The sequence below is a fragment of the Pseudooceanicola lipolyticus genome (genome assembly GCF_002786325.1).
GTDB classification, from domain to species: domain Bacteria; phylum Pseudomonadota; class Alphaproteobacteria; order Rhodobacterales; family Rhodobacteraceae; genus Pseudooceanicola_C; species Pseudooceanicola_C lipolyticus.
Map to the genome: position 1 here is coordinate 1 of NZ_PGTB01000031.1, position 26,793 is coordinate 26,793.

General features: G+C 64.6%; 27 protein-coding genes. 12 read left to right on the forward strand and 15 right to left on the reverse strand.

Annotated features, from left to right (window positions below; all coding sequences use genetic code 11):
• Together CVM52_RS10260 and CVM52_RS10265 are read left to right on the forward strand one after the other, a co-directional pair.
• Positions 1-208: PUA domain-containing protein (locus CVM52_RS10260; protein WP_306372755.1), on the forward strand; the 208-nt coding region annotated here is incomplete at its 5' end.
• Between the two features lie 25 nt (positions 209-233).
• On the forward strand, positions 234-1,499 hold the full coding sequence (locus tag CVM52_RS10265; RefSeq protein WP_100162420.1) for a glutamate-5-semialdehyde dehydrogenase: 1,266 nt from the start codon (positions 234-236) through the stop codon (positions 1,497-1,499).
• Between the two features lie 27 nt (positions 1,500-1,526).
• Here CVM52_RS10265 and CVM52_RS10270 read toward each other — a convergent pair whose 3' ends face one another.
• On the reverse strand, positions 1,527-2,120 hold the full coding sequence (locus tag CVM52_RS10270; RefSeq protein ID WP_100162421.1) for a histidine phosphotransferase family protein: 594 nt from the start codon (positions 2,118-2,120) through the stop codon (positions 1,527-1,529).
• Positions 2,121-2,149: 29 nt separating this feature from the next.
• Between CVM52_RS10270 and CVM52_RS10275 the strand changes: the two genes are divergently transcribed.
• From CVM52_RS10275 to olsA, 3 genes are all read left to right on the forward strand, one after another.
• Positions 2,150-2,332, forward strand: a complete 183-nt coding sequence (locus tag CVM52_RS10275) for a DUF3553 domain-containing protein (protein WP_100162422.1) — start codon at positions 2,150-2,152, stop codon at positions 2,330-2,332.
• A 107-nt stretch (positions 2,333-2,439) separates the two neighbouring features.
• Positions 2,440-3,204, forward strand: a complete 765-nt coding sequence (olsB, locus tag CVM52_RS10280; RefSeq protein WP_100162423.1) for an L-ornithine N(alpha)-acyltransferase — start codon at positions 2,440-2,442, stop codon at positions 3,202-3,204.
• Positions 3,201-4,034 (forward strand): lyso-ornithine lipid O-acyltransferase, encoded by an 834-nt coding sequence (gene olsA, locus CVM52_RS10285; protein WP_100162424.1) that lies wholly within the window; start codon positions 3,201-3,203, stop codon positions 4,032-4,034. Before olsB ends, olsA begins: the two co-directional genes overlap by 4 nt.
• 112 nt (positions 4,035-4,146) lie before the next feature.
• On the opposite strand, the gene CVM52_RS10290 is transcribed toward olsA, so the two are convergent.
• Positions 4,147-4,743 carry a 2-hydroxychromene-2-carboxylate isomerase gene (locus CVM52_RS10290; RefSeq protein ID WP_100162448.1) on the reverse strand — a complete coding sequence of 199 codons (597 nt, stop codon included), beginning with the start codon at positions 4,741-4,743 and terminating at the stop codon, positions 4,147-4,149.
• A gap of 224 nt (positions 4,744-4,967) precedes the next feature.
• On the opposite strand from CVM52_RS10290, the gene rpsB reads away from it, so the two are divergent.
• The 5 genes from rpsB (at position 4,968) to CVM52_RS10315 (ending at position 10,463) form a co-directional block, all read left to right on the forward strand.
• A complete protein-coding gene (gene rpsB / locus CVM52_RS10295; protein WP_100162425.1) occupies positions 4,968-5,756 on the forward strand; it encodes a 30S ribosomal protein S2 in 789 nt (262 codons plus the stop codon).
• A gap of 75 nt (positions 5,757-5,831) precedes the next feature.
• The gene (tsf, locus tag CVM52_RS10300; RefSeq protein ID WP_100162426.1) at positions 5,832-6,707 is read left to right on the forward strand and encodes a translation elongation factor Ts; all 876 of its coding nucleotides are present in this window, start codon (positions 5,832-5,834) and stop codon (positions 6,705-6,707) included.
• 933 nt (positions 6,708-7,640) lie between these two features.
• A complete protein-coding gene (locus CVM52_RS10305; protein WP_100162450.1) occupies positions 7,641-8,903 on the forward strand; it encodes an acyl-CoA dehydrogenase family protein in 1,263 nt (420 codons plus the stop codon).
• Between the two features lie 5 nt (positions 8,904-8,908).
• Positions 8,909-9,682: an SDR family NAD(P)-dependent oxidoreductase gene (locus tag CVM52_RS10310; protein ID WP_100162449.1), complete on the forward strand. Its 774-nt coding sequence runs from the start codon at positions 8,909-8,911 to the stop codon at positions 9,680-9,682.
• Positions 9,683-9,692: 10 nt separating this feature from the next.
• Entirely contained in the window at positions 9,693-10,463 is a 771-nt protein-coding gene (locus CVM52_RS10315; protein ID WP_100162427.1) for an SDR family oxidoreductase, read from the forward strand.
• A gap of 24 nt (positions 10,464-10,487) precedes the next feature.
• Here the strand turns inward: CVM52_RS10315 and CVM52_RS10320 are convergent, their stop codons facing one another.
• Together CVM52_RS10320 and CVM52_RS10325 are read right to left on the reverse strand one after the other, a co-directional pair.
• Positions 10,488-11,363: an acyl-CoA thioesterase gene (locus tag CVM52_RS10320; RefSeq protein WP_100162451.1), complete on the reverse strand. Its 876-nt coding sequence runs from the start codon at positions 11,361-11,363 to the stop codon at positions 10,488-10,490.
• A gap of 166 nt (positions 11,364-11,529) precedes the next feature.
• On the reverse strand, positions 11,530-12,771 hold the full coding sequence (locus CVM52_RS10325) for a serine hydrolase domain-containing protein (RefSeq protein ID WP_100162428.1): 1,242 nt from the start codon (positions 12,769-12,771) through the stop codon (positions 11,530-11,532).
• Between the two features lie 493 nt (positions 12,772-13,264).
• On the opposite strand from CVM52_RS10325, the gene CVM52_RS10335 reads away from it, so the two are divergent.
• Positions 13,265-13,870 carry a glutathione S-transferase family protein gene (locus CVM52_RS10335; RefSeq protein WP_100162452.1) on the forward strand — a complete coding sequence of 202 codons (606 nt, stop codon included), beginning with the start codon at positions 13,265-13,267 and terminating at the stop codon, positions 13,868-13,870.
• Between the two features lie 112 nt (positions 13,871-13,982).
• Here CVM52_RS10335 and CVM52_RS10340 read toward each other — a convergent pair whose 3' ends face one another.
• The 11 genes from CVM52_RS10340 to CVM52_RS10390 all read right to left on the reverse strand — a co-directional run bounded on the left by CVM52_RS10340 (position 13,983) and on the right by CVM52_RS10390 (position 25,668).
• Complete coding sequence (locus CVM52_RS10340) at positions 13,983-14,687, reverse strand: ABC transporter ATP-binding protein (protein ID WP_306372756.1); 705 nt, start codon at positions 14,685-14,687, stop codon at positions 13,983-13,985.
• Positions 14,684-15,442: an ABC transporter ATP-binding protein gene (locus tag CVM52_RS10345; RefSeq protein ID WP_100162431.1), complete on the reverse strand. Its 759-nt coding sequence runs from the start codon at positions 15,440-15,442 to the stop codon at positions 14,684-14,686. The genes CVM52_RS10340 and CVM52_RS10345 overlap by 4 nt, the downstream gene beginning before the upstream one ends.
• The gene (locus CVM52_RS10350; RefSeq protein WP_100162432.1) at positions 15,439-16,731 is read right to left on the reverse strand and encodes a branched-chain amino acid ABC transporter permease; all 1,293 of its coding nucleotides are present in this window, start codon (positions 16,729-16,731) and stop codon (positions 15,439-15,441) included. Before CVM52_RS10350 ends, CVM52_RS10345 begins: the two co-directional genes overlap by 4 nt.
• Complete coding sequence (locus CVM52_RS10355) at positions 16,728-17,684, reverse strand: branched-chain amino acid ABC transporter permease (protein WP_100162433.1); 957 nt, start codon at positions 17,682-17,684, stop codon at positions 16,728-16,730. Before CVM52_RS10355 ends, CVM52_RS10350 begins: the two co-directional genes overlap by 4 nt.
• A 79-nt stretch (positions 17,685-17,763) precedes the next feature.
• Positions 17,764-19,014 (reverse strand): branched-chain amino acid ABC transporter substrate-binding protein, encoded by a 1,251-nt coding sequence (locus CVM52_RS10360; RefSeq protein ID WP_100162453.1) that lies wholly within the window; start codon positions 19,012-19,014, stop codon positions 17,764-17,766.
• Positions 19,015-19,487: 473 nt separating this feature from the next.
• A complete protein-coding gene (locus CVM52_RS10365) occupies positions 19,488-20,513 on the reverse strand; it encodes a phosphotransferase family protein (protein WP_100162434.1) in 1,026 nt (341 codons plus the stop codon).
• A 16-nt stretch (positions 20,514-20,529) separates the two neighbouring features.
• On the reverse strand, positions 20,530-21,177 hold the full coding sequence (locus tag CVM52_RS10370) for a histidine phosphatase family protein (protein ID WP_240620931.1): 648 nt from the start codon (positions 21,175-21,177) through the stop codon (positions 20,530-20,532).
• Between the two features lie 7 nt (positions 21,178-21,184).
• Positions 21,185-22,381, reverse strand: a complete 1,197-nt coding sequence (locus CVM52_RS10375) for an acetyl-CoA C-acyltransferase (RefSeq protein ID WP_100162435.1) — start codon at positions 22,379-22,381, stop codon at positions 21,185-21,187.
• Positions 22,382-22,399: 18 nt separating this feature from the next.
• Complete coding sequence (locus CVM52_RS10380; protein WP_100162436.1) at positions 22,400-23,329, reverse strand: SDR family NAD(P)-dependent oxidoreductase; 930 nt, start codon at positions 23,327-23,329, stop codon at positions 22,400-22,402.
• Positions 23,330-23,364: 35 nt separating this feature from the next.
• On the reverse strand, positions 23,365-24,480 hold the full coding sequence (locus tag CVM52_RS10385; RefSeq protein WP_205964932.1) for an acyl-CoA dehydrogenase family protein: 1,116 nt from the start codon (positions 24,478-24,480) through the stop codon (positions 23,365-23,367).
• Positions 24,481-24,483: 3 nt separating this feature from the next.
• Positions 24,484-25,668: an acyl-CoA dehydrogenase family protein gene (locus CVM52_RS10390; RefSeq protein ID WP_100162437.1), complete on the reverse strand. Its 1,185-nt coding sequence runs from the start codon at positions 25,666-25,668 to the stop codon at positions 24,484-24,486.
• A gap of 128 nt (positions 25,669-25,796) precedes the next feature.
• On the opposite strand from CVM52_RS10390, the gene CVM52_RS10395 reads away from it, so the two are divergent.
• The gene (locus CVM52_RS10395) at positions 25,797-26,792 is read left to right on the forward strand and encodes an NADPH:quinone oxidoreductase family protein (protein ID WP_100162438.1); all 996 of its coding nucleotides are present in this window, start codon (positions 25,797-25,799) and stop codon (positions 26,790-26,792) included.
• Position 26,793: the final 1 nt, after the last annotated feature.

Genomic DNA, 26,793 nt, shown 5'->3' on the forward strand with positions numbered 1-26,793 from the left:
CGGGGTGGTTGCGGTCACCGGCCGGTTCGGCCGTGGCGATCCGGTGGCGATCCTGGGCCCCGACCGGGCGCGGCTGGGCCAGGGGCTGTCGCGCTATACCGCCGCCGAGGCGGGGCGGATCCGGGGCATCCGCACCGGCGAGATCGAGTCGGTGCTGGGCTATCCCGGCCGCGCGGCTTTGATCCACCGGGACGATATGGCACTATGAGCGGCACAGAGAGAGGCGAACGGACATGAAAGATCTCGACACCATTCCCGGTCTGATGGCCGATCTCGGCGCCCGTGCCAAGGCCGCCGCGCAGGACCTGGCCTTTGCCAGCGCCGAGGCCAAGGAACAGGCGCTTACCGCCGCTGCCGATGCGATCTGGGCGCGCCGGGACGAGATCATCGCCGCCAACGCGCAGGACATGGAATTCGGCCGCGACAAGGGGCTGTCCAAGGCGATGATGGACCGGCTGATGCTGGACGAGTCGCGGGTGCAGGCGATGGCCGACGGTATCCGCGCGGTGGCCGCGCAGCCGGATCCGGTGGGCGAGGTTCTGACCGAATGGGACATGCCCTCGGGCCTGCATATTCGTCGCGTGCGCACGCCGCTGGGGGTGATCGGGGTGATCTATGAAAGCCGCCCCAACGTGACGGCGGACGCCGGGGCGCTGTGCCTGAAATCCGGCAATGCGGTGATTCTGCGCGGCGGGTCGGAAAGTTTCCACTCGGCCCGCGCCATTCATGCTTGCCTGGTCGATGGGCTGCGCGCCGCCGGTCTGCCCGAGGATGCGATCCAGCTGGTGCCGACGCGCGACCGCGCGGCGGTCAGCGAATTGCTGACCATGACCGATTATGTCGATGTCATCGTGCCGCGCGGCGGCAAGGGTCTGGTCGGGCTGGTCCAGCGCGAGGCGCGGGTGCCGGTCTTTGCCCATCTCGAAGGCATCGTGCATATCTATCTCGACCGCTCCGCCGACCTGCAGACGGCGGTGGACGTGGTGCTGAACGCCAAGACCCGGCGCACGGGGATCTGCGGTGCCGCCGAATGCCTGTTGGTGCATGAGGAAATTGCCGCAACCGTGGGCCGCGCGGTGATCGAAGCGCTGGCGGCCGCCGGGGTCGAGGTGCGCGCCGCCGGTGCGCTGGCCCAGATCGACGGCACCCTGCCGGCTTCGGAGGCCGATTGGGGCAAGGAATACCTGGACATGATCATCGCGGCGAAACCGGTGGCCGATGTCGACGAGGCCATCGCCCATATCCGCCGCTACGGGTCCAGCCATACCGATTGCATCATCGCCGAAGAGGCCGACACCGTGGCGCGGTTCTTCGAACGGCTGGACAGCGCCATCCTGATGCACAACGCCTCGACCCAGTTCGCCGATGGCGGCGAATTCGGCATGGGGGCCGAAATCGGCATCGCCACCGGCAAGATGCATGCGCGCGGCCCGGTCGGCGCGCGCGAGCTGACCAGCTATAAATACCTGGTCACGGGGCAGGGGGCGCTGCGGGGCTGAAACCGCCGCGCGCAGTGCCGCCGCGCCTCAGAACCGGATTGTCACCCAGTCTTCGCCGCGCGCCAGCGACACGCGGCGCCCGGCCTCCTGTGCCAGCACCGGCAACAACGCGAATTGCACCCGCGCCGGGCTGATCTCGCAAAACGTGCCGCCCTCCAGGCTGGCCCAGATATCGGCATCGGCATGCAGCTTGTCGGCGCGGCCGGCGACGGTCCAGTCGCCGTCTTCGGCCGTCACCGTCACCCGGCCGCCGAAGGGCATCGCGGTTTCGCAGCATTGCAGCGCCAGGAAGGCCAGCCGCACATCGTGCCGGGGCTGCGCGCCGGGGGGCGACCATACCACCTCCAGCTTGGCGCCCGAACCGAACCCGTCCAGCACCGACAGGATCTCGGGCCGGCCCAGCGCCTGGTCGCTGGCCGCGCCATAGGCGATGCGGAAGAACCGGATGCGCGCGCCGGCGCTGCGCACGCTGTCCGAGATCAGCGCCAGTTCCGGGCCCTGCATCGCGCCGGCCAGATCCAGCAGTTCCAGCCCATTGGTGATCGCGCCCACCGGGCTGATCAGGTCATGGCAGATTCGCGACCCTACCAGAGCGGCGAGATTGGCGTTAGTTTCGGTCATGTCCCTCCTCCAAACCGGGTCCGGAACCGATGTCAGACATGAACGCCATACTTGCACCCGGAATGTTGGTGCGCCACCCGGATTTCCCTGATTGGGGTATCGGGCAGGTACAGTCCAACATCGCGGGACGGATTACCGTGAATTTCCGCGAACAGGGCAAGGTCGTCATCGATGGCAACCGGATCGAACTGGTGCCGGTCTTTGATGCGTGAAACTGGTTGACGAAAGGTTAACGGCGCCGTCGGACGGGTCGGTTGCTATTGCCGCGTGAAATGCGGTATCAGCCCGCAACCTTTGCCAAGCCAGTGACAAGTAAACAATGCCGGACAGTGGTCCTGCCTATTCCATCAAGATTGCCGAGTCCGAAGCGGACCTGCGCGCGGCCCAGGCGCTGCGTTACGAGGTCTTCGTGCGGGAACTGGGCGGTGGCGGCGTGCTGGTCGATCACCAGGCCGGGTTGGAGCGCGACCGGTTCGACCCTTTCGTCGATCACATGCTGCTGACCGACGAGGGTACGGGCCGCGTCGTGGGGGTATACCGGCTGCTGCGCGACGATCAGGCGCGGGCGGCGGGCAGCTTCTATTCGGAAAGCGAATATGACCTGTCGCTGCTGAAATCCAGCGGCCGGCGGCTGCTGGAACTGGGCAGGTCCTGCCTGCATCGCGACTATCGCGGCGGCACGGCGATGTATCATCTGTGGAACGGGCTGGCCAATTACGTCAGCCAGCACGGGATCGAGCTGCTGTTCGGCACCGCCTCGTTCCATGGCACTGATGTCCGGTCGCTGGCGGCGCCGCTGTCGCTGCTGCACCACGCCCATCTGGCGCCAGAGGAGCTGAGGGTGCGCGCGGTGCCGGGGCATTATCACAGCATGAACCTGGTGCCGCGGGACGAGATCGACCGCAAGGCGGCGATGGTGGCGGTCCCGGCGCTGATCAAGGCCTATCTGCGGCTGGGTGGCGTGGTGGGCGATGGCGCCTTTGTCGATCATGCCTTCAACACCACCGATATCTGCCTGATCCTCGACACCGCCCGGATGACCGAAAAACAACGGCGGTTCTATACCGGCGGCGGAGGGCGATGAGCCAGACCTGGCACAGCGCCGAGGCGCCCGAACCGGTGACAGTCACGCCGGCGGGCTGGCTGCGGGTGCTGCTGCGTGGCGGGCCGCTTGCGCTGCTGCTGCTGGTCTGCTTTCCGCTGCTGCTGCTGATCCGGCTGATCGAAGCGCCGGTATTCGGGCAACGGCGCCCGGTCACCCCCTATATTACCTGTTTTGTCTGCCGCTCCGCTTTTGCGCTGATGGGGATAGGGTTTTCCAGCCGTGGCGTGCCGATGGCCGGGGCCGGGGGCGTGGTGGCCAACCACAGTTCGTGGCTCGACATCTTCGCGCTGAACGCGCGCCACCGGATCGTGTTCGTCTCCAAGGCCGAGGTGGCGGGCTGGCCGGGCATCGGCTGGCTGGCGCGGGGCACCGGCACACTGTTCATCGAGCGCAACCGGCACAAGGCGCGTGAACAGCAGCAGATGTTCGAAGACCAGCTGCGCGCCGGGCAGCGGCTGGTGTTTTTCCCGGAAGGCACATCCACCGATGGAATGCGCGTTTTGCCATTTAAAACAACGCTTTTTCAGGCGTTTTTCACGCCAAGCCTGAACCGGGACATGCAGATCCAGCCGGTCACCGTGATCTATCGCGCGCCACGCGGTGAATCGCCGCGCTTTTATGGCTGGTGGGGCGATATGGGGTTTGGCACCCATTTGTTGAAAGTCCTGTCCGCCCCCCGGCAGGGCGCGGTCAAACTGGTCTATCACCCGCCGGTGCAGGTCGCAGCCTTTGCAAGCCGCAAGGCGCTGGCCGCGCATCTGGAGCAGACGGTGCGCGGCGGTCTCCCTTTTATCAACGGGTCGGAATAGGGCGGATTGCCCCATCCCGCACCGTTGACGAAAGTCGCGGTGCGTCGGTGCCGGCCGGGCAGGGGGGGCTGCAAATCTCTGGCAGACGCAGGGGTGAGGGGTTTCCGCCCCTCTACACCCCCGCCGCATGGGCGATTGCCTGCTCCAGCCGGTCGTCGCCCCAGAACAGTTCATCGCCGGCGACAAAGCTGGGCGCGCCGAAGATGCCCAGTTCCATCGCCTTGGCCACCTTGTCCTTCAGCGCCGCCTTGGCGGGCTCGGTCCCGGCCTCGTCCACCAGCGCCGGGGACAGGCCGCACCGTTCCAGCAGGGCGCGGATCAGGTCGGGATCAGAGATGGTTTTGCCTTCGCCGAATTCGGCGGCATAGACGGCGCGGCAGAATTCCGGGCCGGCAGGGTCGCGCAGCGCCAGCAGCGCGGTGCGCGCGGCCAGGATGCCGTTCTGCGGGAAGGGATCGGGATGCACCAGCGGCAATCCGCGCGCCTTGCAGATCCGCGCCATGTCGCGCCACATATACTGGCCCTTGACCGGGAACAGGTTGAACGGAGAACTGTCCCAGCCTTGCGACTTGAAGATCGGACCCAGCCAGAACGGGTGCCACGACACCGAAACCCCGGCCTTGTCGGCCACCTCCTGCACCCGCATCGCCGACAGATAGGAATAGGTCGAGGCGAACTCGAACCAGAACTGCAATTCCTGCTTGGCCATCGGCTCCTCCCGTGACTGGACCATTTGGTCCAGCGTTGCCGCAGGAAGCGGCGGCTGTCAAACCCCCTTGCACCTTTCCGGCGGCTGGCCTATATGCCCGCCATTCAAACCCGCAGGCGGGGTTTGGGCCATTGGGGGAGACATCCCCAAAGGTCCGCCGGTTGGCCCGGATGATCCGGTGCTCAAGACCCCCGCCGAGGCGAAACCGGAAAGGATAAGAAGGCATGGCTCTTCCCGAGTTCACCATGCGTCAGCTGCTGGAAGCTGGCGTTCACTTTGGTCACCAGACGCAGCGCTGGAACCCGCGCATGGCGCCGTTCATCTACGGCGACCGCAACGGCATCCACATCATGGACCTGACGCAGACCGTCCCGATGCTGGACCAGGCGCTGCAGGCGATCCGCGACACCGTCGCCAAGGGCGGCCGGGTGCTGTTTGTCGGCACCAAGCGGCAGGCGTCCAAGCCGGTGGCCGACGCTGCCGAGAAATCGGCGCAGTATTACATCAACCACCGCTGGCTGGGCGGCACGCTGACCAACTGGAAAACCGTGTCGCAGTCGATCAACCGCCTGAAGGCGATTGACGAGCAGATGGATGCCGGTTTCGAGGGCCTGACCAAGAAAGAGCGTCTGGGCATGGAACGCGACCAGACCAAGCTGCAGGCCAGCCTGGGCGGGATCCGCGAGATGGGCGGCACCCCCGACCTGCTGTTCGTCATCGACGTCAAGAAAGAGGCGCTGGCGATCTCCGAGGCCAACAAGCTGGGCATCCCGGTTGTCGCCGTGGTCGACACCAACTGCTCGCCCGACGGCGTCGATTACATCATCCCCGGCAACGATGACGCCGCCCGCGCCATCGCGCTGTATTGCGACCTGGCCTCGCGCGCCGCGCTCGACGGCATGAGCGCCCAGCTGGGCGCCGCCGGCATCGACGTGGGCGCGATGGAACAAGCCCCGGTCGAAGAGGCCCTGGCCGAAGAGACGGCCGAGGAAACCGCCGCAGCCGAAGGCTGATTGCCTGTCACATCACTGACATGCGGGGCAGGCATGACCTGCCCCGGACCACCAAGAATTTGAGGAGAGCCTGACATGGCAATCACAGCAGCAATGGTGAAAGAACTGCGCGAAAAATCCGGCGCAGGCATGATGGACGCCAAGAAGGCGCTGACCGAGACCGACGGCGACATGGAAGCGGCCATCGACTGGCTGCGCACCAAGGGCCTTGCCACCGCCGCCAAGAAATCGGGCCGGACCGCCGCCGAAGGGCTGGTCGCCGTGGTCGTGAAGGATGGCAAGGGCGTCGCGGTCGAGGTGAACTCGGAAACCGATTTCGTTGCCAAGAACGGCGATTTCCAGGCGATGGTTGGCAAGTTTGCCGATGCCGCGCTGAACGTCGCGGATGTCGAGGCGCTGAAAGCTGCCGACCTGGGCGGCAAGACCGGCGAGCAAACCCTGACCGAGGCGATCGCCACCATCGGCGAAAACATGAGCCTGCGCCGCATGGCGTCGGTCGAGGGTGAAACCGTGGTGTCCTACGTGCACAACGCCGTGACCCCGGGCATGGGCAAGATCGGCGTGCTGGTGGCGATGACCGGCGGCGACGAGGCCTTTGGCAAGCAGGTGGCGATGCATATCGCCGCGACCAATCCCGCCTCGCTGAGCGAAGACGATCTGGACCCGGCCGTGGTCGAGAAGGAAAAGACCGTGCAGATGGACATTGCCCGCGAAAGCGGCAAGCCCGAAGCGGTGATCGAAAAGATGATCGTTGGCCGGATGAAGAAGTTCATGGCCGAGGTGACGCTGGTCAACCAGCAATTCGTGGTCAATCCCGATCTGACCGTCGGCAAGGCCGCCGAAGAGGCCGGCGCCACCATCACCGGTTTTGTTCGGTTGGAAGTCGGCGAAGGCATCGACAAGAAGGAAGAGGATTTCGCCGCCGAGGTTGCCAAGGCCGCCGGCGCATAAGCGTTCTCTACTTCGCAATGATTAGGAAAGCGCGCCGCCCGAGCGGCGCGCTTTTTGTTTGGCCTGGCGGCCGCGACAGGCCGCATCGGTGCTGACCTGCGCGACCTGCTAGCTGCGAGGGTAGGGGCGGCGCTCCATCTTCTGTACCTTTAACTCTCGGAAGACCTGTGCGGGATCCTCCGGCCGCGGCATTTGCGCGGCGAGTCGTTGAGCGGATCGCAGAGCGTTTTGAGCTTATGCTCTGCAACCGCGTGAATATCACGCTGTCAGAGAAGCCATCGCCAAACCCGGCGGTTGGTACGGCCGCGCTTGGTTGCCGTGGAGCCTGCGGATCGCAAAACAACAGCTCGGTGCCGATCCCGAAGTTCCGTTTGCGCCAATTCCGGTGCGCGGTTCCACGGCTGAAGTTGATCGATCGTCGGGCGGTCCAGGGCTCGGGGTTCATGTGGGCCGCAATCCGGGCCTGCCAAGCGCTGCCGCAGTCTTGCTCACCGCGCGTTTCACGCAAATCCAGCTCGGTGTGAGCCATATCCGTTCTCCTTGCTTTTCAGCAAGTTAGGGGCTGTGTCGCAACCCAGCTTAGAATGTGCCGTGACTTCAGAGGTGTTTCGTATAATCGGTATTATGTAAAATATGATGTGGAATTACCTTCCGTAACGCGGAAACAGCGTTGGCACAATGGATCTTCCCCCCTAACATCGCGATGACAAGAGTCGTGATGCCGACTGCGCCTTACTTCGGACAGTTGCATCGCATGGGAGGACATCACATGCCAGATCACCGGTCCCGCTTTGGGCACGGGTGTGTCCTGTGTCTGCTTGGCGGTTATGCGCCCGGCGCCGTGCCTTCCCAATGCCGGCCAGCACGCCTGATCTGCCGGCGCGCATTTCCCAGACCCTGGAGACCTGTATGACCCAAAGCATCCCGTTCGAGATGAACAACCTGGAAATGTCCGACAAGGCCAAGCCGCTGCTGGCTGCGGTGATCCGGCATATCGAAGAGAATGTCGCGCCGATCACCGAGGAGTTTTATCGGCTGGGCGAAGGTCGCACCAATCGCTGGTCCTATGCGCCCGGACAGCTGGAATTGCTGGATGGCGCCAAGAAAAAGGCAAAAGAATCAGGGCTTTGGAACTTCTTCCTGCCCAATGCCGAAACCGGCGAAGGCCTGTCGAACCTGGATTATGCCTATATCGCCGCCGAGCTGGGCAAAAGCCCGCTGGCGCCCGAGACGCTGAACTGTTCGGCGCCCGATACTGGCAATATGGAGGTGCTGGAACGGATCGGCACGCCGGCGCAAAAAGAGCGCTGGCTCAAACCCTTGCTGGCCGGCGAAATCCGCTCGGCCTTTGCGATGTCGGAACCCGATGTGGCCTCGTCGGATGCGCGTAACATCTCGACCCGCGCGGTGCTGGAAAACGGCGAATGGGTCATCAACGGCGAAAAATTCTATATCTCGGGTGCTGGAGATCCGCGCTGTAAGATCATGATCGTGATGGTAAAAACCTCGCCCGAGGCCGAAACCTTCCGCCAGCAGAGCCAGATCCTGGTGCCGATCGACACGCCCGGTGTCGAAATTGTCGGGCCGATGCATGTCTTCGGCCATGATGACGCGCCGCATGGCCATATGCATATCCGGTTCAAGGATGTGCGCGTGCCCGAAGACCACATCCTGTGGGGCGAAGGCCGCGGCTTCGAGATCAGCCAGCTGCGGCTGGGCCCCGGCCGCATCCATCACTGCATGCGCTCGATCGGCGCCGCGGAAAAGGCGCTGGACCTGATGATCGCTCGCGGCGTCAGCCGCGAGGCCTTTGGCAAGCGCATCGTCGATCTGGGCAAGAACATGGAAACCATCAGCCGCGCCCGCATCGAGATCGAGGCGATGCGGCTGATGGTGCTGAAGGCGGCCAAGGCGATGGATACGCTGGGCAACAAGGAGGCGCGCATCTGGGTCAGCATGATCAAGGCGATGGTGCCGGAAAAGGTGTGCCAGATCATCGACCAGGCGATGCAGGTGCATGGCGCGGCCGGCCTGTCGCAATGGACCCCCCTCTCCGGCATGTATACCGCGCAGCGGACATTGCGCTTTGCCGATGGTCCGGACGAGGTGCATCACCACGTGGTCGCCCGTGCCGAGTTGCAGGACTACCAGAATTCGAACCGCCGCCAGGCCGCGGTGCGCGGATCGGGCACGTGATCGCGATGGACCGGCTGTTCGACCTGACCGGCCGGGTGGCGCTGCTGACCGGGGCGTCGCGCGGCATGGGCCTGGCGATGGCCACCGGGCTGGCGCAGCATGGTGCGACGGTGGTGATCTCGGCCCGCAAGCAGGACCAGCTGGACGCGGCGGCCGAGCAGATCAACGCCACCGTCGGCGCCCGCCGCGCCCATGGCATCGCCTGCAATGCCGGCTACAAGGACCAGCTGGCCGCGCTGGTTGGGGCCACGCGACAGACCGCGGGCAAGATCGACATCCTGATCGGCAATGCCGGGGTGAACCCCTATTACGGCAAGACCTCGGAAATTCCCGACGATGCCTATGAAAAGACGATGCAGGTCAACGTGCAGGCAAACCTGTGGCTGGCGCAGCTGGTCGCGCCGGATATGCTGCAGCAAGGCCGTGGATCGATGATGTTCACCTCCTCCATCGGCGCCTTCAAACCCTCGGACATGCTGGGCACTTATGGCATGTCCAAGCTGGCGCTGATCGGGCTGGTGCGCAACCTGGCGGCCGAGTTCGGGCCCGGTGGCATCCGCTGCAACGCCATCTGTCCGGGCTTGGTTAAAACCGAGTTCGCGCGTGAATTGTGGGACAAGCCCGAGGTCGAACAGCGGATCCGCAACCAGATCCCGCTGCGCCGCCTGGGCGAAGCCGAGGATTTCGCCGGCATCGCAGTGTTCCTGGCCTCGGATGCCAGCCGCTATATGACCGGCCAGGCGCTGACCGTCTGTGGCGGATCGAACATGTGGAGCTGAGGAGGTTCGGATGGAACTGAAGGACAAGATCATCGTCGTCACCGGCGCCGCCAGCGGCATCGGCAAGGCGATGGCTGCCCGGTTTGCCGCCGAGGGCGCGAAACAAGTGATCTGCGCCGATCTCAACCTCAAGGACGCCGAGAAAACTGCGCGTGAGGTCAAGGGGATCGCGGCCGAGGTGGATGTATCCCGCGAGGACCAGATCGCCGGGCTGATCGACTGGGTCGAGCGCGAGGTCGGGCCGATCGACCTGTTCTGTTCCAATGCCGGGATCCTCACCCTGGGCGGCACCGAGGTGGCCAATGCCGACTGGCAACGGATCTGGGAGGTCAACGTGATGTCGCATGTCTGGGCCGCGCGCCACCTGGTCCCGCGGATGGCGGCCCGCGGTGGCGGCTATCTGCTGAACACTGCCTCGGCCGCCGGGCTGCTGAACCAGGTCGGCTCGGCCCCCTATGGCGTGACCAAACACGCCGCGGTGGGCCTGGCCGAATGGCTGGCGCTGAGCCATGGCGACGAGGGCATCAAGGTTTCGGTTCTGTGCCCGCAAGCGGTGCGCAGCGAGATGACGCGCGGCCACGAGGATGGCGTGGCCGCGATCGACGGGATGCTGGAGCCCGAGGTGGTGGCTGACGCCTGCGTTGCGGCGATTCGGGCCGAGACCTTCCTGGTGCTGCCGCATCCCGAGGTGCGGAGCTATATGCGCAACAAGGCCGAGGATTACGACCGTTGGATCGGCGGAATGCGCAAGCTGAACCGCGCCTATGGCGGACCGCGCTAGAAGGGGGGCGCGCTCCCCTGCCCTCTACCGCGCCTCCGGCTTGCGATAGCGGCGCACCAGCCCTTCCTGCGCGACGCTGGCCACCAGGCTGCCGTCCTCTGCATAGATGGTGCCGCGGTTGAAGCCGCGCCCGTGCCCGGTGAACGGGCTGTCCATCGCGTAAAGATGCCAGTTCTCGAACTGGATCGGCCCGTGAAACCACATGGCGTGGTCCAGGCTGGCGGTCACCACGCCGCCGCGGAACCAGCTGATCCCGTGCGGGCGCAGGGCCGAACCCAGCAGGTTCATGTCCGAGGCATAGGCCAGCAGGCAATGCTGCATCGGGGCGCCCTGCCCCTGTGCCGCCGGCATCCGGAACCACATCTGGTTCACGTCGTCCAGCGGCTTGGGATTGAACAGGTCCTGTGGCTTGACCTCGCGCACCTCGATCGGCCGAGGCCGCAGGAAGTCGGCGCGCAGGTGGTCGTCCACGGTGTCGGCCTGCGCCGCGCGCCGTTCCGCGCGACTGGCCAGGCCTTCGGGCCCGGCCACCTTGGGTGCGCTATGCTGGTGGTGCCAGCCGTCCTCGTCGGAATGGAACGAGGCCGACAGGTTCAGGATCTGCTTGCCGTGCTGGATCGCCACCACCCGGCGGGTGGTGAAACTGCCGCCATCGCGGGCGCGGTCGACGCTGTAGATCACCGGGATCGACGGGTCGCCGGGGCGGATGAAATAGGCATGCAGCGAGTGGCACAGCCGGTCCGGCACCGTCCGATAGGCCGCCATCAGCGCCTGGGCGATGACATGGCCGCCAAAGATCCGCTTGGTTGTCTCGCCGCCCAGCCCGGTGCCGCGGAACAGGTCGACTTCGAGCGTTTCGATGTTCAGAAGATCAAGGAGTTCTTTTGCCGGATCAACCACTTGTGGGCCTTTCATTTGCCACTACGCGCATTCCGGAACAGACCTGATCGGCGTCAATCCTGGCAGAGGTCGTCAGGGTGCCGCGGGTGGTCCTATTCCGGATCGTCCTCCCATAGCAGCATCTGCACCGGCACGGCCAGCGCCCGGCGCGTCTGGCCGGCGCCGGTCATTCCACCAGCGCGCCGTGCACCAGCGCCTTCAACTCGGAGCGGCAGGGATACGAGCTGGAGGGGGACAGCTGGGTCAGGAACACCACGCTGAGGTCGAGAACCGGGTCGATCCAGAAAAACGTCGATGCCATGCCGCCCCAGCTGAAATCGCCGACGCTGCCGGGAACATGCACCCGGCCCGGATCCAACACCACCGACCCGCCAAGGCCAAAGCCGGTGCCCACCATCGGCTGTTCGGCAAAGCTTTGCGGTCCCATCGAGGCGATATCGCCGGGCAGATGGTTGCGCATCATGAACTCGACGGTTTTCGGGCTGAGCAGGCGTTCGCCGCGGAACGCGCCCTTGCGGCGCAGCATCTCGGCAAAGCGCATATAGTCGTCCAGCGTGCCCACCAGGCCGCCGCCGCCGGAATACAGCGTGGCCTGCTCAAAGGGCGAACTGCCGGCCTTGTCCACCAACCGCAGCGTGTCGTCACCACCCTTGGCCGCGTTCAGCGCCATCGCGTCGCCGGCCAGCGGCGTATAGAGCGAGGCAAAACGGTCGCCGGTGCCCTCGGGCACCCGGAAAGCGGTGTCGCGGATGCCCAGCGGGTCGAAGATCTGCGATTGGAAGAACTGTGCCAGGCTTTGCCCGGCGACGATTTCAACCACCCGTCCCAGGATGTCGATCGAAACGGAATATTCCCAGCGCGTGCCGGGCTGGAACGCCAGCGGCAGCGCCGCGACCTGTCCGACCAAGGACTCAAGCTGCCCCTGATCGGGGCGGAACAGCAGATCGGCGTCATCCATCGCCGCCGGCAGCACGCCGGGGTTGAACGGATAGCTGAGGCCACTGGTATGGGTCAGCAACTGGTGCAGCGTCGGTGCCGGTGCCGGTTCGGTCTGGTCGATGCGCACCGCCTTGGGGATCAGCGCCTGCATGTCGTTGAAGGCGGGGATGAAATCCGAGACCGGCGCGTCCAGGTGGAACAGGCCCAGCTCGGCCAGCATCATGACCGCAACCGAGGTGACCGGCTTGGTCATCGAGTACAGCCGCACGATGGTGTCGCGCTGGAACGGCAGCCCCTGCTCGACACTGCGCAGACCGGTCGAATTGAAGAAGATCTCGGCCCCGTCGCGCGCGATCAGGATCGAGGAACCGGCAAATTTGCGTTCGCTGACATAGCGATCCATCCAGCCGGCAATCCGCTCCAGCCGGGCGGGATCGACGCCCTTGCTGCTGGGTTCGGCGGTTCTCATGTTCCGTCTTCCTCCCCGCTGTGTCAGCCCGGATCGCCGCTCGGTTCCCGGGTTAGACCGACTCGTCTTGTGGCCCTCTCCCTTGGCCACAAGACCGCGATTCCCTCCGGATGTCGAGCCATCCGCATCATGGGATTTGCTGCGGATTTTCCACTGCGCGCGGGGCAACGTCAGGGGCCGCCTCATGGCGCGGCCTGTGTTTGCTTTCCACCATGCGACAGCGCAAGGCGGCGCTGCCGGCCAGATCTGGCCGGATCGCAATCGTCACGGTTCATCTACTTGTCCCCCAAATGCATTTCGCCGCCGGTGCCCGCATGCACTCCCAAGCCGGTCTGCGCCGGCGCTTGTCGGAGTGGTGGGCGTCGGGCGACGTCCCGTTGTTATTGACTGTGTTAAAAGCCTAAAGCTAGGTACGCGAGAGTGTTCCCACGCCGCGATGCGCGTGTCAAACTTGCTGTGCCGCCGCCGGGAAAAAGACAATCAGGGGGAGAACATGAAGCTTTATTTTGCGCCCAGAAGCCGGGCGGTGCGGATCGCCTGGCTGCTGGAAGAGCTGGGGCTGGATTACGAGCTGGAGCGGTTCAGCCTGGGTGACAGGACGATGCGCGAACCCGGCTATCTGGGGGTGCACCCGATCGGCCGGGTGCCGGCGCTGGAGGATGGCGATGTCACCATCTTCGAATCCGGTGCCATCGTCGAATACCTGCTGGCCCGGCACGGCAAGGGCCGTCTGCGCCCGGCGGTCGACTCGGCCGATTTCCCCGCTTACCTGCAATGGCTGCATTACTCCGAGGGCATGATCATGCCGCAGGTGAATGTGATCATGGTTGAAACCGTGTTCCTGCCGCCCGAGCGCCGCAACGAGACCAATGTAAAGCGCGCGACCAAGCTGTTGAATCAAATGCTGTTGGCGGTGAACGCGCATATGGCCGGGCGCGACTACCTGGCGGGTGACTTTTCCGGCGCCGATATCATGACCGGCCACGCGGTGATCGGCGCCGAGGGCATGGGCATCGATTTTGCCGACAAGCCGAACCTGGTGCCCTATGCCGAACGGCTGAGGGCGCGCCCGGCGTTGCAAAAGGCGCTTGCGCTTTAAGGGGGCTTTTTGGGGCACAGGTCCCGGATCACGTCCGGGACTGCGGTGCCGTGAAGCTTCGCCGCCCCGGCCGCGGCGCCGGGGTCTGCCGCCCTCGCCGACAGTCCGGCCGCTACACTTCCAGCCATTCCTTGCGCACGTCTTCGCGCTGTTTCAGCTCTTGCGGCGTGCCTTCGAACACCACCTGGCCATGGCCCATGACATAGACCCGGTGGGCGATATCCAGCGCGATCGACAGTTTCTGTTCAACCAGCAACGTGGCAATGCCGCGCCGGGCGATTTCCTGCAGCAGGGACGCCACCCGCTGCACCATCTGAGGGCTGAGTCCCTCGGTCGGTTCGTCGATCATCACCAGGTCCGGGTCGCCCATCAGGGTGCGGCACATGGTCAGCATCTGCTGTTCCCCGCCGGACAGCACCGAGGCCTCGACATCGGCACGTTCGCGCAGGTTTTCGAACAGGTCGAACATGTCGGCCATCGACCAGCGCCCCTGCCCGTCCTTCTGGCCCGGTTTCAGCCCCAGGATCAAATTCTGCCGGGTGGTCAGGCCGGGAAAGATATCGCGGTTCTCGGGCACATACCCGATGCCCAGCTTGGCGATCTCGAAGGCCTTGCGCCCGGCGATTTCGGCGCCCTTGAAGACCACCGATCCCACTGGCGGGACCTCGCCCATCACCGCTTTGCACGTGGTCGAACGCCCCACCCCGTTGCGACCGAGAAGTGCAACGATTTCACCCTCTTCTATGGAGATATTCACCCCCTGCAGGATGTGCGATTTGCCGTAGTAGGCGTGCAGGTCGCGGACTTGCAGCATCAGTGTTCCGCCTCCAGCGCGGCGCCCAGATAGGCCTCTTGCACCCTGGGATTGGCGCGCACCTGTTCGGGTGAGCCGGTGGCGATGATCTCGCCATAGACCAGCACCGAGATGCGGTCGGCCAGGTCGAAGACCACCCCCATGTCATGTTCCACCATGACCAGCGTCTTGTCCTCGGTCACGGTGCGGATCAGGTCGACGATATAGTCGGTTTCCGAATGGCTCATCCCCGCGGTGGGTTCGTCCAGCATGATCACGTCGGCGCCGCCGGCTATGGTGATGCCAATTTCCAGCGCCCGTTGCTCGGCATAGGACAGCACCCCGGCAGGCAGCTCGGCGCGTGCGGTCAGGTTGATCTGGTCGAGGATCCGGTGGGTGCCTTCGGTCAACGCACGCGAGCGGCTGACCAGGTTCCAGAAGGAATAGCGGTAGCCCTGCGCCCAGAGCAGCGAACAGCGCACGTTCTCGAACACGCTCATCCTGGGGAAGATATTGGTGATCTGGAACGACCGGCTAAGCCCCATCCGGTTGATCTGGAACGGCGCCAGCCCGGTCACGTCATGGCCGTGCAGCCGCACCTTGCCGCTGGTCGGTGGAAACCGTCCGGTGATCAGGTTGAACAGGGTGGATTTGCCCGCGCCGTTCGGCCCGATGATCGCGTGGCGTTCGCCGCGCGGGATCTCCAGGTTCACCCCGCGGATGATCTCGGTCTTGCCGAAACTCTTGCGCAGGCCATCCAGGTGCAGCGCGCTGCTCATGCCCGGCCTCCTTCCGGCGTGTTGGCGTCATGCCAGGCCGCAGTCAGTTCCGGCACGCTTCGGCGCGCCAGCAGAAAACCACCCAGCAGCATCGCCAGCCCGGCGATCCAGGGCCCCAGGCTGTGGCTGTTCAAATCAGTCCAGAACAGCCGGACGGTGGTGTCGCCCGCCACCGCGTGGCGGGTGTGAAAGGTCAGTTCCAGCAGGATGATCGCGCCGAGAATGGCGATCACGGCCGGTATCAGGGTTTTGGCATAGGGCACCACCAGGCGGCCCAGCTTGCCCAGCCTGATCGCCGGCACATGCATCATCAGCACCCCGGCCAGCCCGCCGGGGAAGAACATCACCGTCGCCACGAACATCGCGCCGAGATAGAGCTGCCACAGCTCGGTCTGCAGGCTCATCACCGTCTGCAACATGGTGAAGACCAGCGCGCCCAGGATCGGCCCGAAGAAAAAGCCGACGCCGCCCAGGAAGGTGACCAGCAGGATCACGCCCGATTGCGCCAGGTTCAGGTTGCCCTCGGTCAGGATCTCGTAATTGATCGCGAACAGCCCGCCGGCGACACCGGCAAAGAACCCGGCAATGCAGAACGAGAAGTATCGCACCCAACGTGCTGAATAACCAAGAAATTCCGCCCGTTCCGGGTTGTCGCGCACGGCATTGGCCATGCGGCCGACCGGGGTGCGCGAGAACAGGTACATCAACAGCGCCGACAGCACCGTCCAGAAGGCCAGCACGTAATAGACCTCGACCTGGCGCAGGAATTCGATGCCGAAGACCGGCAGGCCATAGGTGCGGTCGCCGCTGATGCCTTCCTCGCCACCGAAGAACACCACGATGATCACCGAACAGGCGGCGATCAGCTCTCCGATGCCCAGCGAGATCATCGCAAACACCGTGCCGGCCTTGCGGGTCGAGAACGAGCCGATGATGGTGGCCAGCCCCAGCCCGAATAGGCCGCCGAAGACCGGCAACAGCGGCAAAGGCAGCGGCAATTCCCGGGTTTCGACCATGTTCATGATATGCATGCAGAAAAAGCCGCCGACGCCCATATAAACCGCGTGGCCAAAGCTGAGCATGCCGCCCTGCCCCAGCAGCATGTTGTAGGACAGCGCGAAGACGATGGTGATCATCATCTGGTTCATGATGGTGATCGCGCTGTTCGAGTCGAAGATGAACGGCATCAGGCCGAGAAAGGCGATGCCCAGCAGCCAGGGCAATACCGCCTGGAGCGTCAGCCGCGGCGCGCGGGTCACGGCGGCGGTTTTGTGGATCGCGTCGGTCATACGTCCCGCTTTCCGAACAGGCCGTAGGGCCGGAACACCAGGATCAGCACCATCAGCAGATACGGCAGGATCGGCCCGATCTGCGGCAGAGTCAGGGTCCAGAGATCGGCCAGATAGCTGTCGCTGAGGTCGACGGGCCGTTCCAGGCCCAGCGCGCCCAGCAGCGTGGCGAATTCGAAATTGTAGGAGGCGGCAAAGGTGGTCAGCCAGCCGATCAGCAGCGACGCCACCAGCGCCCCCCAGAGCGAGCCCAGCCCGCCGATCACGATGGTGACAAAGACGATCGAGCCCAGCAGATAGGCCATGCCCGGAAAGGTGCCCAGCACCGGCCCGGCGATCACCCCGGCCACCCCGGCCAGCGCGGTGCCCACCCCGAACACGCCCATGAACACCAGCGGCACGTTATGGCCCAGCGCCTCGACCGTGCGGGGATAGCTGAGCGCCGCCTGGATGATCATCCCGACGCGGGTGCGGGTCAGCACATAGAGCAGCGACAGGAAGATCCCCATGGAAATGAAGATCATGAACACCTTATAGGCCGGAACCGCGTTGCCGCCGATCGAGAACAGGGTGAAGGTCAGTAGCTCGGGTTCGTTATAGGGCACGATGTTCTTGCCCCAGAAGAACTGCACGATCTCTTCGATCAGCAGCGCCAGCCCGAAGGTAAAGATCAGTTCGGGCACATGGCCGTATTGATGCACGCGGCGCAGCCCATAGCGTTCGACCAGCGCGCCCAGCACGCCGACCAGCGGCGGCGCCAGGATCAGGCCGGGCCAGAAGCCGACATATCGGCTGATCTGATAGGCGAAATACGCCCCCAGCATGTAGAAACTGGCATGGGCAAAGTTCAGCACGCCCATCATCGAGAAGATCAGGGTAAGCCCGCTGGACAGCAGGAACAGCAACAGCCCCGTCACCAGCCCGTCCAGCAGGTTGATTGCAATCAGGTCCATCGGCCACCTTTCCGCAGCGGAGGGTCAGAGATGCGAGGGTCCGGCCCGCCGCGATATGGGCGGGCCGGGGGCAAGGCCCTCAGGGACGTTTCATCTCGCAGGTGGTGGCGCTGTCCTGCCCGGCCATGGCGACCGTCGACTCGACCTTGGTGCCAAAGCCCGACCCGTCGAAGTCAAAATCGATGCCTTCGTTGGTATGCACCTGCACATGCATGTCCTGGATCAGCTGGTGGTCCTGTGGCCGCATCATCAGCTTGGAGCCCCAGATGCTGTCATATTCCATGCCCTCCAGCGCCTTGGCGATGGCAACGACATCGTCGGTGGTGCCGGCCTGTTCGATAGCAGCTGACAACATGCCGATGACGTTAAAGATCCGGGTCTGGTCGACATTGCCGTCCGGATACCGCGCCTTGAAGGCATTGTAATATTCCGAAGCATCATCATTGGGGGGCGGGTTGACCTGCCCTTCCGAAACCAGCCGGATCACATCCTTGCCGGAATCGCCAAACGCCGCGGTGATGCCGCTGCCGGCGGCATAATAGGTATAGATCGGCCCGGAATAGCCATTGGCAACCAACGACTTGCCCAGCCCCAGCATATCGGCCCCCCAATTGCCGGTGATCACCGCATCGGCTTCGGAGGCCACGATCTTGCGGGCATAGGGGGTGAAATCCTTGACCTTGCCGATCGGGTGCAACTCGTCGCCGACAATCTCGATATCGGGGCGTTTTTCGGCCAGCATCTTGTTGGCGGCGGCGGCAACCGCCTTGCCGAAGGAATAGTCCTGGCCGATGATATAGACCTTTTTCAGGTCGTCGGCCTGGGCGATCACATCGGTCAGCACGTCCATCTTGATATCGGCATTGGCGTCAAAGCGGAAATGCCAGAAATTGCAGTCTTCGTTGGTCAGCGCCGGATCCACCGCCGAGTAGTTCAGGAACAGCACCCGGCTGTCCGGATTGCGGCGATTGTGCTTGTCGATGGCGTCGGTCAGGGCATGGGCCACGCTGGACCCGTTGCCCTGGGCGATAAACCGATAGCCCTGGTCGATGGCGACCTGCAGCTGGATCAGCGATTCCTGCGGGCTGGCCTTGTTGTCGAAGCCTTCCACCACGATCTTGGAGCCGTCGACGATTCCCCCCTTGTCGTTGACCAGCCAGTCAGCCGCGAACTTGTACTGGTTCAACCCGTTCGACCCGGTCGAGGCAAAGGGCCCGGACAGCGGATCAATGAAGGCGATCTTCACATCCGCGGCCCAAGCCGCGGCCGCCCCGACCGATACGGATAGGGCAAGCGCGGCGCGAACGCCGAACCTTCTGAAGTTTGACATCTGATTTCCTCCCAAACGATAGCCCGCTTTGTCTTGTGCAAATTTTTTGCGGGCTTGCTCAAAAGCCTTGCACATCGGGATTCAAAGTCAAGCTTCACGCGAACACAATTCAAGGTTGATTAAATTGAAGCGGAACACCAGCCGACCATTGCCAAAGCGCTTGCTGTTCAATGTGCAAACCGGCAGGGAGATTTTGGTGCTGATATATGAATATTAGTTATTATAATTAGATGACTAAGGGGTCTAATTAATTTTATTTTCAAGGAAATCCGGGCGGCGGTGACAGTCCATATTCCCACCCGGTTGAACCGGGATGCGAAACAGTTCGGCGCAATCAGGAGATGTCTCAACTGATCGCCCAAGGTGCAGGTGTCTGCCAGCCACGGCGCGGCAATCGGCCGGCCGGGGCGCATGCACGGTTTCCGCATTGCAGAAACATGTTCTGCAAATCGCGGTGATTCTCTCCCGGGCGTCTACCGGTCCAGCGCTTCGAGACCGGATTCGGCAAACATCGGCACATAGCGACCGATCTGAAGGGCGCGTTCGGGATTGGAGGCATTGCCGTCCAATGCGCGTTTCAGCACGCCCTGGATGATCCCGCCCATGCGGAAGAAGCAGAAGGCCAGGTAAAAGCCGAAATTGTCGATTCCCGACAGGCCGCGCCGTTCGCAATAGCGGTTGATAAACTCCTCGTCCGACATCAGTCCCAATGCCGCGCGGTCAACGCCCGCCAGCCCGCGCCCCTCGCGCCCTTCGGGCATCTGCCATTGCATGATGACCGAGGCCAGATCGGCATAGGGATGCCCGGTGGTGGACAATTCCCAGTCCAGCACCGCCAGGCAAGCCGAACCGTCGTGTTCGAAGATCATGTTGTCGATGCGGTAATCGCCATGCACCAGCGTGCGCTGGCCATCCTCGGGCGGCATCCGTTTCGGCAATTCGGCAATCAGACGGTCCATCGCCGCAACCGGCTCGGTTTCGGAGGCGCGGTATTGTTTGGTCCAGCGGGCGATCTGGCGTTCGTAATAATTGCCCTCGGGACCGTAATCTCCCAGCCCGACGGCTTCGACATCAACCATGTGCAACTCGGCCAGCACGCGGTTCATCTCGTCGATCACCGCATGGCGGGTGGCGTTGGAAAACCCCTGCATCGACGGCTGGCGAATGTTGCGTCCCTCGACATGGCTCATCACGTAGAAGGCGGAACCGATCACGCTGTCATCCTCGCAGAGCAGGTACATCTCGGCCACCGGCACCTTGGTCCCGGCCAGCGCCTTTTGGACCCGGTATTCACGATCCACCGCATGGGCCGATTTCAGCAATACACCGGGCGGCTTGCGGCGCAGCACGTAATTGCGCGCCGGTGTCTTCAACAGGAAAGTGGGGTTGGACTGGCCGACGTCGAATTTCACCGCCTCGACCGGCCCCTGGAACCCCGGCAGGTGCCGCGACAGGTAGGCGGTCACCGCCTGGGTGTCGAGTGTCTGGGTATCGGTCATCGGTTCCCCCCCTCAGCTATAGGTCAGCAACGCTTCGCGCTCGGCGCGAAGAAGATGTGACACGGCATTGAATTCCTGTAGGAAAAAATTGCGGACCCGAAAACACGAACCGGGTGATCGAGCTGTTCTTCATCTGCAGGTTCAGCTCCATCATCATCGGCTTGGGCGATGCCAGCGCGCGCGCCACCAGTTGGCCGATCACACCGCCGGAACTGATCACCAGCACCCGCCGCGCCTTGGTGTCGGTGGCAAAGCGCCGCGCCTCCTCGACCCGGGCTTCGAAATGCGCCCAGCTTTCCCGCGCGCCTTCCAGCCCGCCTTGCTGCCAGTCCAGGATGGTGTCGCGCAGGGTGCGGAAATGGGTTCTGCGGTCACGTTTCACCGGCCCCGGCACCTTGCCGTCAAAGCGCACCGCCAGCAGGTCGTGGAAATCGTATTCGTTGAACCCGGGATGTTCCTCGCGACTGCCGTCCAAGCCCATCGCGGTCAGCGTGTCCTGCTGTCGGCGCAGGCTGCCGGTGATCAGGCGGTCCGGCACCCAGCCGGCGGCGCGCAGGGTCTCGCCAACCAGGCGGGCCTGTTCATGGCCCACCTCGGACAGCGCATCGTAATCATCGGCGCCGAATGACGCCTGCCCGTGCCGGATCACCAACAGCTCGGCCATCTACGGCTCAGAACACTTCGAACAGGCCGGCCGCACCCATGCCACCGCCGACACACATGGTGCAGACGACGTATTTGGCACCGCGCCGCTTGCCCTCGATCAGCGCGGTGCCGACCATGCGCGCGCCGGACATGCCATAGGGATGGCCGATCGAGATCGCACCGCCATTGACGTTCAGCAGCTCGTCGGGAATGCCCAGCCGGTCGCGGCAATACAGCACCTGCACCGCGAAGGCCTCGTTCAGCTCCCACAGGCCGATATCGTCGATCTTCAGCTTGTGGGCGTCGAGCAGTTTCGGCACCGCAAAGACCGGGCCGATGCCCATCTCGTCCGGCTCGCAACCGGCGGCCATCACGCCAACATAGCGGCCCAGCGGTTCCAGCCCGCGCTGTTCGGCCAGCTTGCTTTCCATCACCACCGCGGCCGAGGCACCATCGGACAGTTGCGAGGCATTGCCGGCGGTGATGTATTTGCCTTGCTTGATGTGAATGCCGTCCTTGAACACCGGTTGCAGGCCCGCCAGCGTTTCGGCGGTGGTGCCGGGGCGGTTGCCCTCATCCTTGGACAGGGTCACCTCGTGTTCCGAGATCGCCCCGGTCTCGCGGTCCTGCAGCTTCATCACCGTGGTCATCGGCACGATCTCGTCGCTCAACCGCCCGGCCTGCTGGGCCTGGTGGGTGCGCTCCTGGCTTTGCGCCGCATAGGCATCCTGAACGTCGCGGGGGATGCCATAGCGTTCTGCCACCGTTTCGGCGGTTTCCAGCATCGACATGTAAATTTCCGGCTTGTGCGCGGTCAGCCAGGGGGCGCGGTTCACCCGCATCTCGGGCGTCTGCACGGTAGAGATGCTTTCGACGCCGCCGCCAATCACCACATCCATGCCGTCGGTCACCACCTGCTTGGCCGCGGTGGCGATCGCCATCATGCCGCTGGCGCATTGCCGGTCCAGCGACATGCCAGCCACCGTCACCGGCAGCCCGGCGCGCAGCGCGGCCTGCCGGCCGATATTGCTGCCTTGGAAGCCCTGCTGCAGTGCTGCGCCCAAAATGCAATCGGCAATTTCGGCCGGGTCCACCCCGGCGCGGCTGACCGCGTTGGAAATTGCATGGGCGGCCAGCGCCTGCGGCGTGGTGGCGTTGAAGGCGCCGCGATATGCCTTGCCGATGGGGGTGCGGGCGGTAGAAACGATGACAGCGTCACGCATAGGTAAAATCCTTTCTAGTCAGGTGCCCCAGTCGAGCTTCAGCCCGAGGGCCTCGGCCCCGTTGCGGGCGTATTTCTGGGTTTGTTGGAAGGCCTGGGTCAGTTCCTGCTGGCCCTCCGGGTTGCTGATCCGGTCAAAGGCCGCGGCCACGCCCTCGGGCGTCAGTGCATCGCCGGTCAGCGTGGCGCCCGGCGTCTCGTAGATCTTCGTCACCGCGAAACTGCCCGCACCCGCACCCAGGATCACCCGGCTGGGCGCATCCTCGCTGACCAGGTAGAGCACGCCGGGGGTGATGGTTTCGGGGCGCAGCAGATCCAGCGCCTCGGGCGGCATCAAATCCCGGGTCATCCGCGTTGCGGCGGTGGGGGCCAGCGTGTTCACCCGGATGTCGTCGCGCGCACCTTCCAGGTGCAGCACGTTCATCAGCCCCACCATCGCCGCCTTGGCCGCGCCATAGTTCGACTGGCCGAAATTGCCGTAGAGCCCCGAGGACGAAGCGGTCAGCACGATGCGGCCAGAGCGCTGGTCGCGCATGATCGGCCAGCAGGCATGGGTGACGGTGGCGGTGCCCATCAGATGCACCTCGACCACCTTGCGGAAGTCCGACAGCTCCATCTTGGCAAAGGTCTTGTCCCGCAGGATGCCGGCATTGTTCACCAGGATGTCGATGCGGCCCCATCTGTCCCTGGTGCGGGCCACCATGTCGGCCACCTGTTCGGCATCCGAGACATCGGCGCCATGGGCCATCGCCTGCCCCCCGGCGTCGGTGATTTGGTCGACCACCTGCTGCGCCGCGCTGTCGGACCGGCCCGACCCGTCTAGCGCGGCGCCCAGGTCGTTCACCACCACCTTGGCGCCGCGCTTGGCCAGTTCCACCGCGTGGCATCGGCCCAGCCCGGCCCCCGCCCCGGTCACGATGGCGACGCGCCCGTCAAACCTTATCGCCATGCTTCAGTATTCCCTTCCAACAACCTGATCTTCCGTTAAAAACCGCGCAGGGCAGCCACCCGTTCGGCGTGATAGCCATAATCGCCCAGCCATTCGGCACCGACCCTGGCGCGCTTCATGTAGAACCCCATGTCGAAGGCATCGGTCATGCCGATGCCGCCATGCATCTGCACGCCTTCGATCACCGCCTGTTTCGCCGTCTCGGTCGCCCGCGCCTTGGCCAGCGACACCGCCAGCGTCGCGTTCTGCGGATCGGCGTCCAGCATCCGACCGGCATGGGCGATGGCCGAGGCGGTCACCTCGGTCTGGCACCACAGATCCGCCGCCCGGTGTTGCAGCGCCTGGAATTGGCCGATCAGCACGCCGAACTGCTTGCGTTCCTTCAGATAGCCCACCGTCATTCCGAAGGCCCCGGCCGCCAGCCCCGCCATCTCGGCGGCCAGCGCCGCCTGTCCGGCCTCCAGCGCCGGTTTCAGGACCGTCATGGCCTGGTCGACGCTGCCCAGCACGTCGTCGCCCGTGGCCTCGACCGCGTCGAAGGTGATCCGCGCCGCGTCGCGGCTGTCGATCATCGCGCGCTTGTCGCGGGAGATCCCGGCCCGGTCGGCGGGCAGGTCGAAGAGGGTCAGCCCGTTTTCTGTGCGGGCCAGCACCAGCAGCCGGTCGGCCAAGCCGCCATCCACCACGAAGGTCTTGCTGCCGCTCAGGCGAAAGCTGTTGCCGTCGCGCCGTGCCGGCATCTGCGCCGCGTCGGGATCGAACTTGCGCCCCTCGTCCACCGCAAGCGCATAGGTCGCCTCGCCCGCCGCGATCCGGCGCAGCGCCTCGGTCGCGCGGCTGTCGGACACCTGGCGCAGCGCGGTTGCGGCGATCACGGCGCTGGACAGGAAGGGGCTGGCCACCAGGGTGCGGCCCATCGCTTCGGCCAGGATCCCGGCGGCGGCATGGCCCATGTCGGAGCCGCCACAGGATTCCGGCACCAGCACCCCGGCCCAGCCCATCTGCGCCATCTCGTGCCACAGCGCCGGGTCATGCGTCTGCCCGGCATCGCGCAATGCGCGCAGATGCGACACCGGGGCGGTATCGTCCAGGAAGCCGCGCGCCATGTCGGCCAGCAGGGTTTCCTCTTCGGTTCTCACAAGCGTCGCCATACCCTACCCCGGCAGTCCCAGAACCCGGCGCGCGACGATGCCCAGCATCACTTCGGAGGTGCCGCCCTCGATCGAGTTCGCCTTGGTGCGCAGCCAGTCTGCCGGGCGCGCCTCAAAAGCACCGTCCCAGTCCAGCGCATCGCTGCCGCCGGCGCTCATCAGCAGTTCGTGCCGGTCCTTGTTCAGCTCGGTGCCGACATATTTCAGCATCGCCGAGGCATGGCCGACGCCCTGCCCGGCCTCGGCCATGTCCTTGTAGCGTTCGGCGGTCAGGGCAAAGGCCAGCCCGTCGATTTCGGCCTTGAGCGCGGCGGCGCGCGTCACCGCATCCATCACCCCGCCCAAATCGTCCTGCAGCACCGCGCCCAGCGGGCGGGCGGCGCTGCCCCCCATGCCGGAAATCATCGTGCGTTCGTGGGTCAGCAAGTATTTTGCCACGTCCCAGCCGCGATTGACCTCGCCCACCACCGCCGGGATGCCGCCGGCATCGGTCTTGGGCACGACGACATCGTCGAAAAAGGTCTCGCAAAACGGCGACATCCCCGAGATCAGCTTGATCGGCCGGGTCGACACGCCCGGACTGTCCATGTCGATCAGCAGAAAGGTGATGCCCAGATGTTTGGCCGCCTCGCGATCGGAACGAACCAGCGCAAAGATCGCATCGGCCTTATCGGCGTAAGAGGTCCAGATCTTCTGGCCGTTGACCAGCCAGTGATCACCCTTGTCCTCGCATTTGGTCTGCACGCTGGCCAGATCCGATCCGGCGCCCGGTTCGGAATAGCCCTGGCACCAGCGGATCTCGCCCCGGGCGATGGGTGGCAGGTAGTGCTGTTTCTGCGCTTCTGTCCCGAACTGCAGCAGCGCCGGCCCCAGCATCCAGATGCCGAAACTTTGCAGCGGATAGCGCGCGTTGATGCGGGCCATCTCGTCGTGGAAGATCTTTTCCTCTTCCCGGCTCAGCCCGGCGCCGCCATAGTCCCTGGGCCAGGTCGGCACGGTCAAGCCGCGCGCCACGCAGCGGTCCAGCCAGAGTTTTTGATCCTCGGAGGCGAATTGCCAATTGCGCCCGCCCCAGCAGACCGCCTCCATGCTGTTGTTGCCGTCGCGCAGGCTGGGCGGGCAATTTGCCTCAAGCCATTCGCGCAGCTCCGCCCGGAAGGTGTCCGGGTTACGCGTCTCCTCCGCCATGTCTCCTCCCACTGGCGCGCGTCATTCCGCAGTGCAAAATTGCATTTCGCAGATTGATTGACAACAGGCTTTTGAGTCTCAAAGACTGGCGGCACTGCAGGCTGCGGCCGCATTCCGGGAGGTCATTGATGAAAGCCATGTTCAGCACCGCCGTGGGCGGGCCCGATTCCCTTGAACTGACGGAGTTGGACACACCGCAGCCCGGCACAGGCGAAGTGTTGGTGCGCACCCGCGCTTCGGGGGTGAATTTCCCCGATGTGTTGATGCTGCGCGACCTGTACCAGTTCAAGCCGCCCCGCCCCTTTGCCCCCGGCGGCGAGATTGCCGGCGAGATCGCGGCGGTTGGCGCCGGCGTTACCGGTTTTGCCGCCGGCGACCGGGTGCTGGGGCTGACCGGGCATGGCGGCTTTGCCACCCATACGCTGGCCGGCCCCGACCGCCTTGTCCGCATCCCCGACGAGATGCCCTTCGAAGATGCGGCGTGTTTCATCTTTACCTACGGCACCTCCTACTACGCGCTGAAGGACCGGGCGCAGCTGAAGCCGGGCGAAACGCTGCTGATCCTGGGCGCGGCGGGCGGCGTGGGCTCGGCCGCGATCGAACTGGGCAAAGCGATGGGCGCGCGGGTCATCGCCGCCGTGTCGTCCTCCGACAAGGCGGCGTTCTGCAGCGATTGCGGCGCCGACGCCACGGTGATCTATGACCGCGAGTTGGACAAGGACGGGCAGAAGGCGTTTTCCCAGCAAATCAAGGAGGCCGCCGGGCCGCATGGCTGTGACGTGGTCTATGACGCGGTGGGCGGCGCCTATGCCGAACCCGCGGTGCGCGCGCTGGCCTGGCAGGGCCGCTTTCTGGTGGTGGGCTTTCCGGCCGGAATCCCCAAGCTGCCGCTGAACCTGGTGTTGTTGAAAGGCTGCCAGATCGTCGGCGTGTTCTGGGGCGACGCCACCCGGCGCGATCCCGAGGGTCACGCGAGAAACGTGGCGGAACTGTTTGATATGTATAAGAAAGGACAGATCAAACCGCGGATTTCGGCAAGCTTTCCCCTAGCGCAGGCTGCCGAGGCGTTGACGCTGATGCAGGACCGCAAGGTGCTGGGCAAGGTCGTGGTGACAACCGACTGAA

What these genes read in the sequence shown, in the direction of transcription:
- CVM52_RS10385 (WP_205964932.1), bottom strand. Translation starts at nt 24,480, where the DNA reads ATGGCGACGCTTGTGAGAACCGAAGAGGAAACCCTGCTGGCCGACATG.
- CVM52_RS10345 (WP_100162431.1), bottom strand. Translation starts at nt 15,442, where the DNA reads ATGAGCAGCGCGCTGCACCTGGATGGCCTGCGCAAGAGTTTCGGCAAG.
- CVM52_RS10375 (WP_100162435.1), bottom strand. Translation starts at nt 22,381, where the DNA reads ATGCGTGACGCTGTCATCGTTTCTACCGCCCGCACCCCCATCGGCAAG.
- CVM52_RS10290 (WP_100162448.1), bottom strand. Translation starts at nt 4,743, where the DNA reads ATGGCCAAGCAGGAATTGCAGTTCTGGTTCGAGTTCGCCTCGACCTAT.
- CVM52_RS10305 (WP_100162450.1), top strand. Translation starts at nt 7,641, where the DNA reads ATGAACAACCTGGAAATGTCCGACAAGGCCAAGCCGCTGCTGGCTGCG.
- CVM52_RS10370 (WP_240620931.1), bottom strand. Translation starts at nt 21,177, where the DNA reads ATGGCCGAGCTGTTGGTGATCCGGCACGGGCAGGCGTCATTCGGCGCC.
- CVM52_RS10390 (WP_100162437.1), bottom strand. Translation starts at nt 25,668, where the DNA reads ATGGCGGAGGAGACGCGTAACCCGGACACCTTCCGGGCGGAGCTGCGC.
- rpsB (WP_100162425.1), top strand. Translation starts at nt 4,968, where the DNA reads ATGGCTCTTCCCGAGTTCACCATGCGTCAGCTGCTGGAAGCTGGCGTT.
- tsf (WP_100162426.1), top strand. Translation starts at nt 5,832, where the DNA reads ATGGCAATCACAGCAGCAATGGTGAAAGAACTGCGCGAAAAATCCGGC.
- CVM52_RS10365 (WP_100162434.1), bottom strand. Translation starts at nt 20,513, where the DNA reads ATGACCGATACCCAGACACTCGACACCCAGGCGGTGACCGCCTACCTG.
- CVM52_RS10355 (WP_100162433.1), bottom strand. Translation starts at nt 17,684, where the DNA reads ATGGACCTGATTGCAATCAACCTGCTGGACGGGCTGGTGACGGGGCTG.
- CVM52_RS10275 (WP_100162422.1), top strand. Translation starts at nt 2,150, where the DNA reads ATGTCAGACATGAACGCCATACTTGCACCCGGAATGTTGGTGCGCCAC.
- CVM52_RS10360 (WP_100162453.1), bottom strand. Translation starts at nt 19,014, where the DNA reads ATGTCAAACTTCAGAAGGTTCGGCGTTCGCGCCGCGCTTGCCCTATCC.
- olsA (WP_100162424.1), top strand. Translation starts at nt 3,201, where the DNA reads ATGAGCCAGACCTGGCACAGCGCCGAGGCGCCCGAACCGGTGACAGTC.
- CVM52_RS10270 (WP_100162421.1), bottom strand. Translation starts at nt 2,120, where the DNA reads ATGACCGAAACTAACGCCAATCTCGCCGCTCTGGTAGGGTCGCGAATC.
- olsB (WP_100162423.1), top strand. Translation starts at nt 2,440, where the DNA reads ATGCCGGACAGTGGTCCTGCCTATTCCATCAAGATTGCCGAGTCCGAA.
- CVM52_RS10310 (WP_100162449.1), top strand. Translation starts at nt 8,909, where the DNA reads ATGGACCGGCTGTTCGACCTGACCGGCCGGGTGGCGCTGCTGACCGGG.
- CVM52_RS10265 (WP_100162420.1), top strand. Translation starts at nt 234, where the DNA reads ATGAAAGATCTCGACACCATTCCCGGTCTGATGGCCGATCTCGGCGCC.
- CVM52_RS10395 (WP_100162438.1), top strand. Translation starts at nt 25,797, where the DNA reads ATGAAAGCCATGTTCAGCACCGCCGTGGGCGGGCCCGATTCCCTTGAA.
- CVM52_RS10380 (WP_100162436.1), bottom strand. Translation starts at nt 23,329, where the DNA reads ATGGCGATAAGGTTTGACGGGCGCGTCGCCATCGTGACCGGGGCGGGG.
- CVM52_RS10350 (WP_100162432.1), bottom strand. Translation starts at nt 16,731, where the DNA reads ATGACCGACGCGATCCACAAAACCGCCGCCGTGACCCGCGCGCCGCGG.
- CVM52_RS10325 (WP_100162428.1), bottom strand. Translation starts at nt 12,771, where the DNA reads ATGAGAACCGCCGAACCCAGCAGCAAGGGCGTCGATCCCGCCCGGCTG.
- CVM52_RS10315 (WP_100162427.1), top strand. Translation starts at nt 9,693, where the DNA reads ATGGAACTGAAGGACAAGATCATCGTCGTCACCGGCGCCGCCAGCGGC.
- CVM52_RS10335 (WP_100162452.1), top strand. Translation starts at nt 13,265, where the DNA reads ATGAAGCTTTATTTTGCGCCCAGAAGCCGGGCGGTGCGGATCGCCTGG.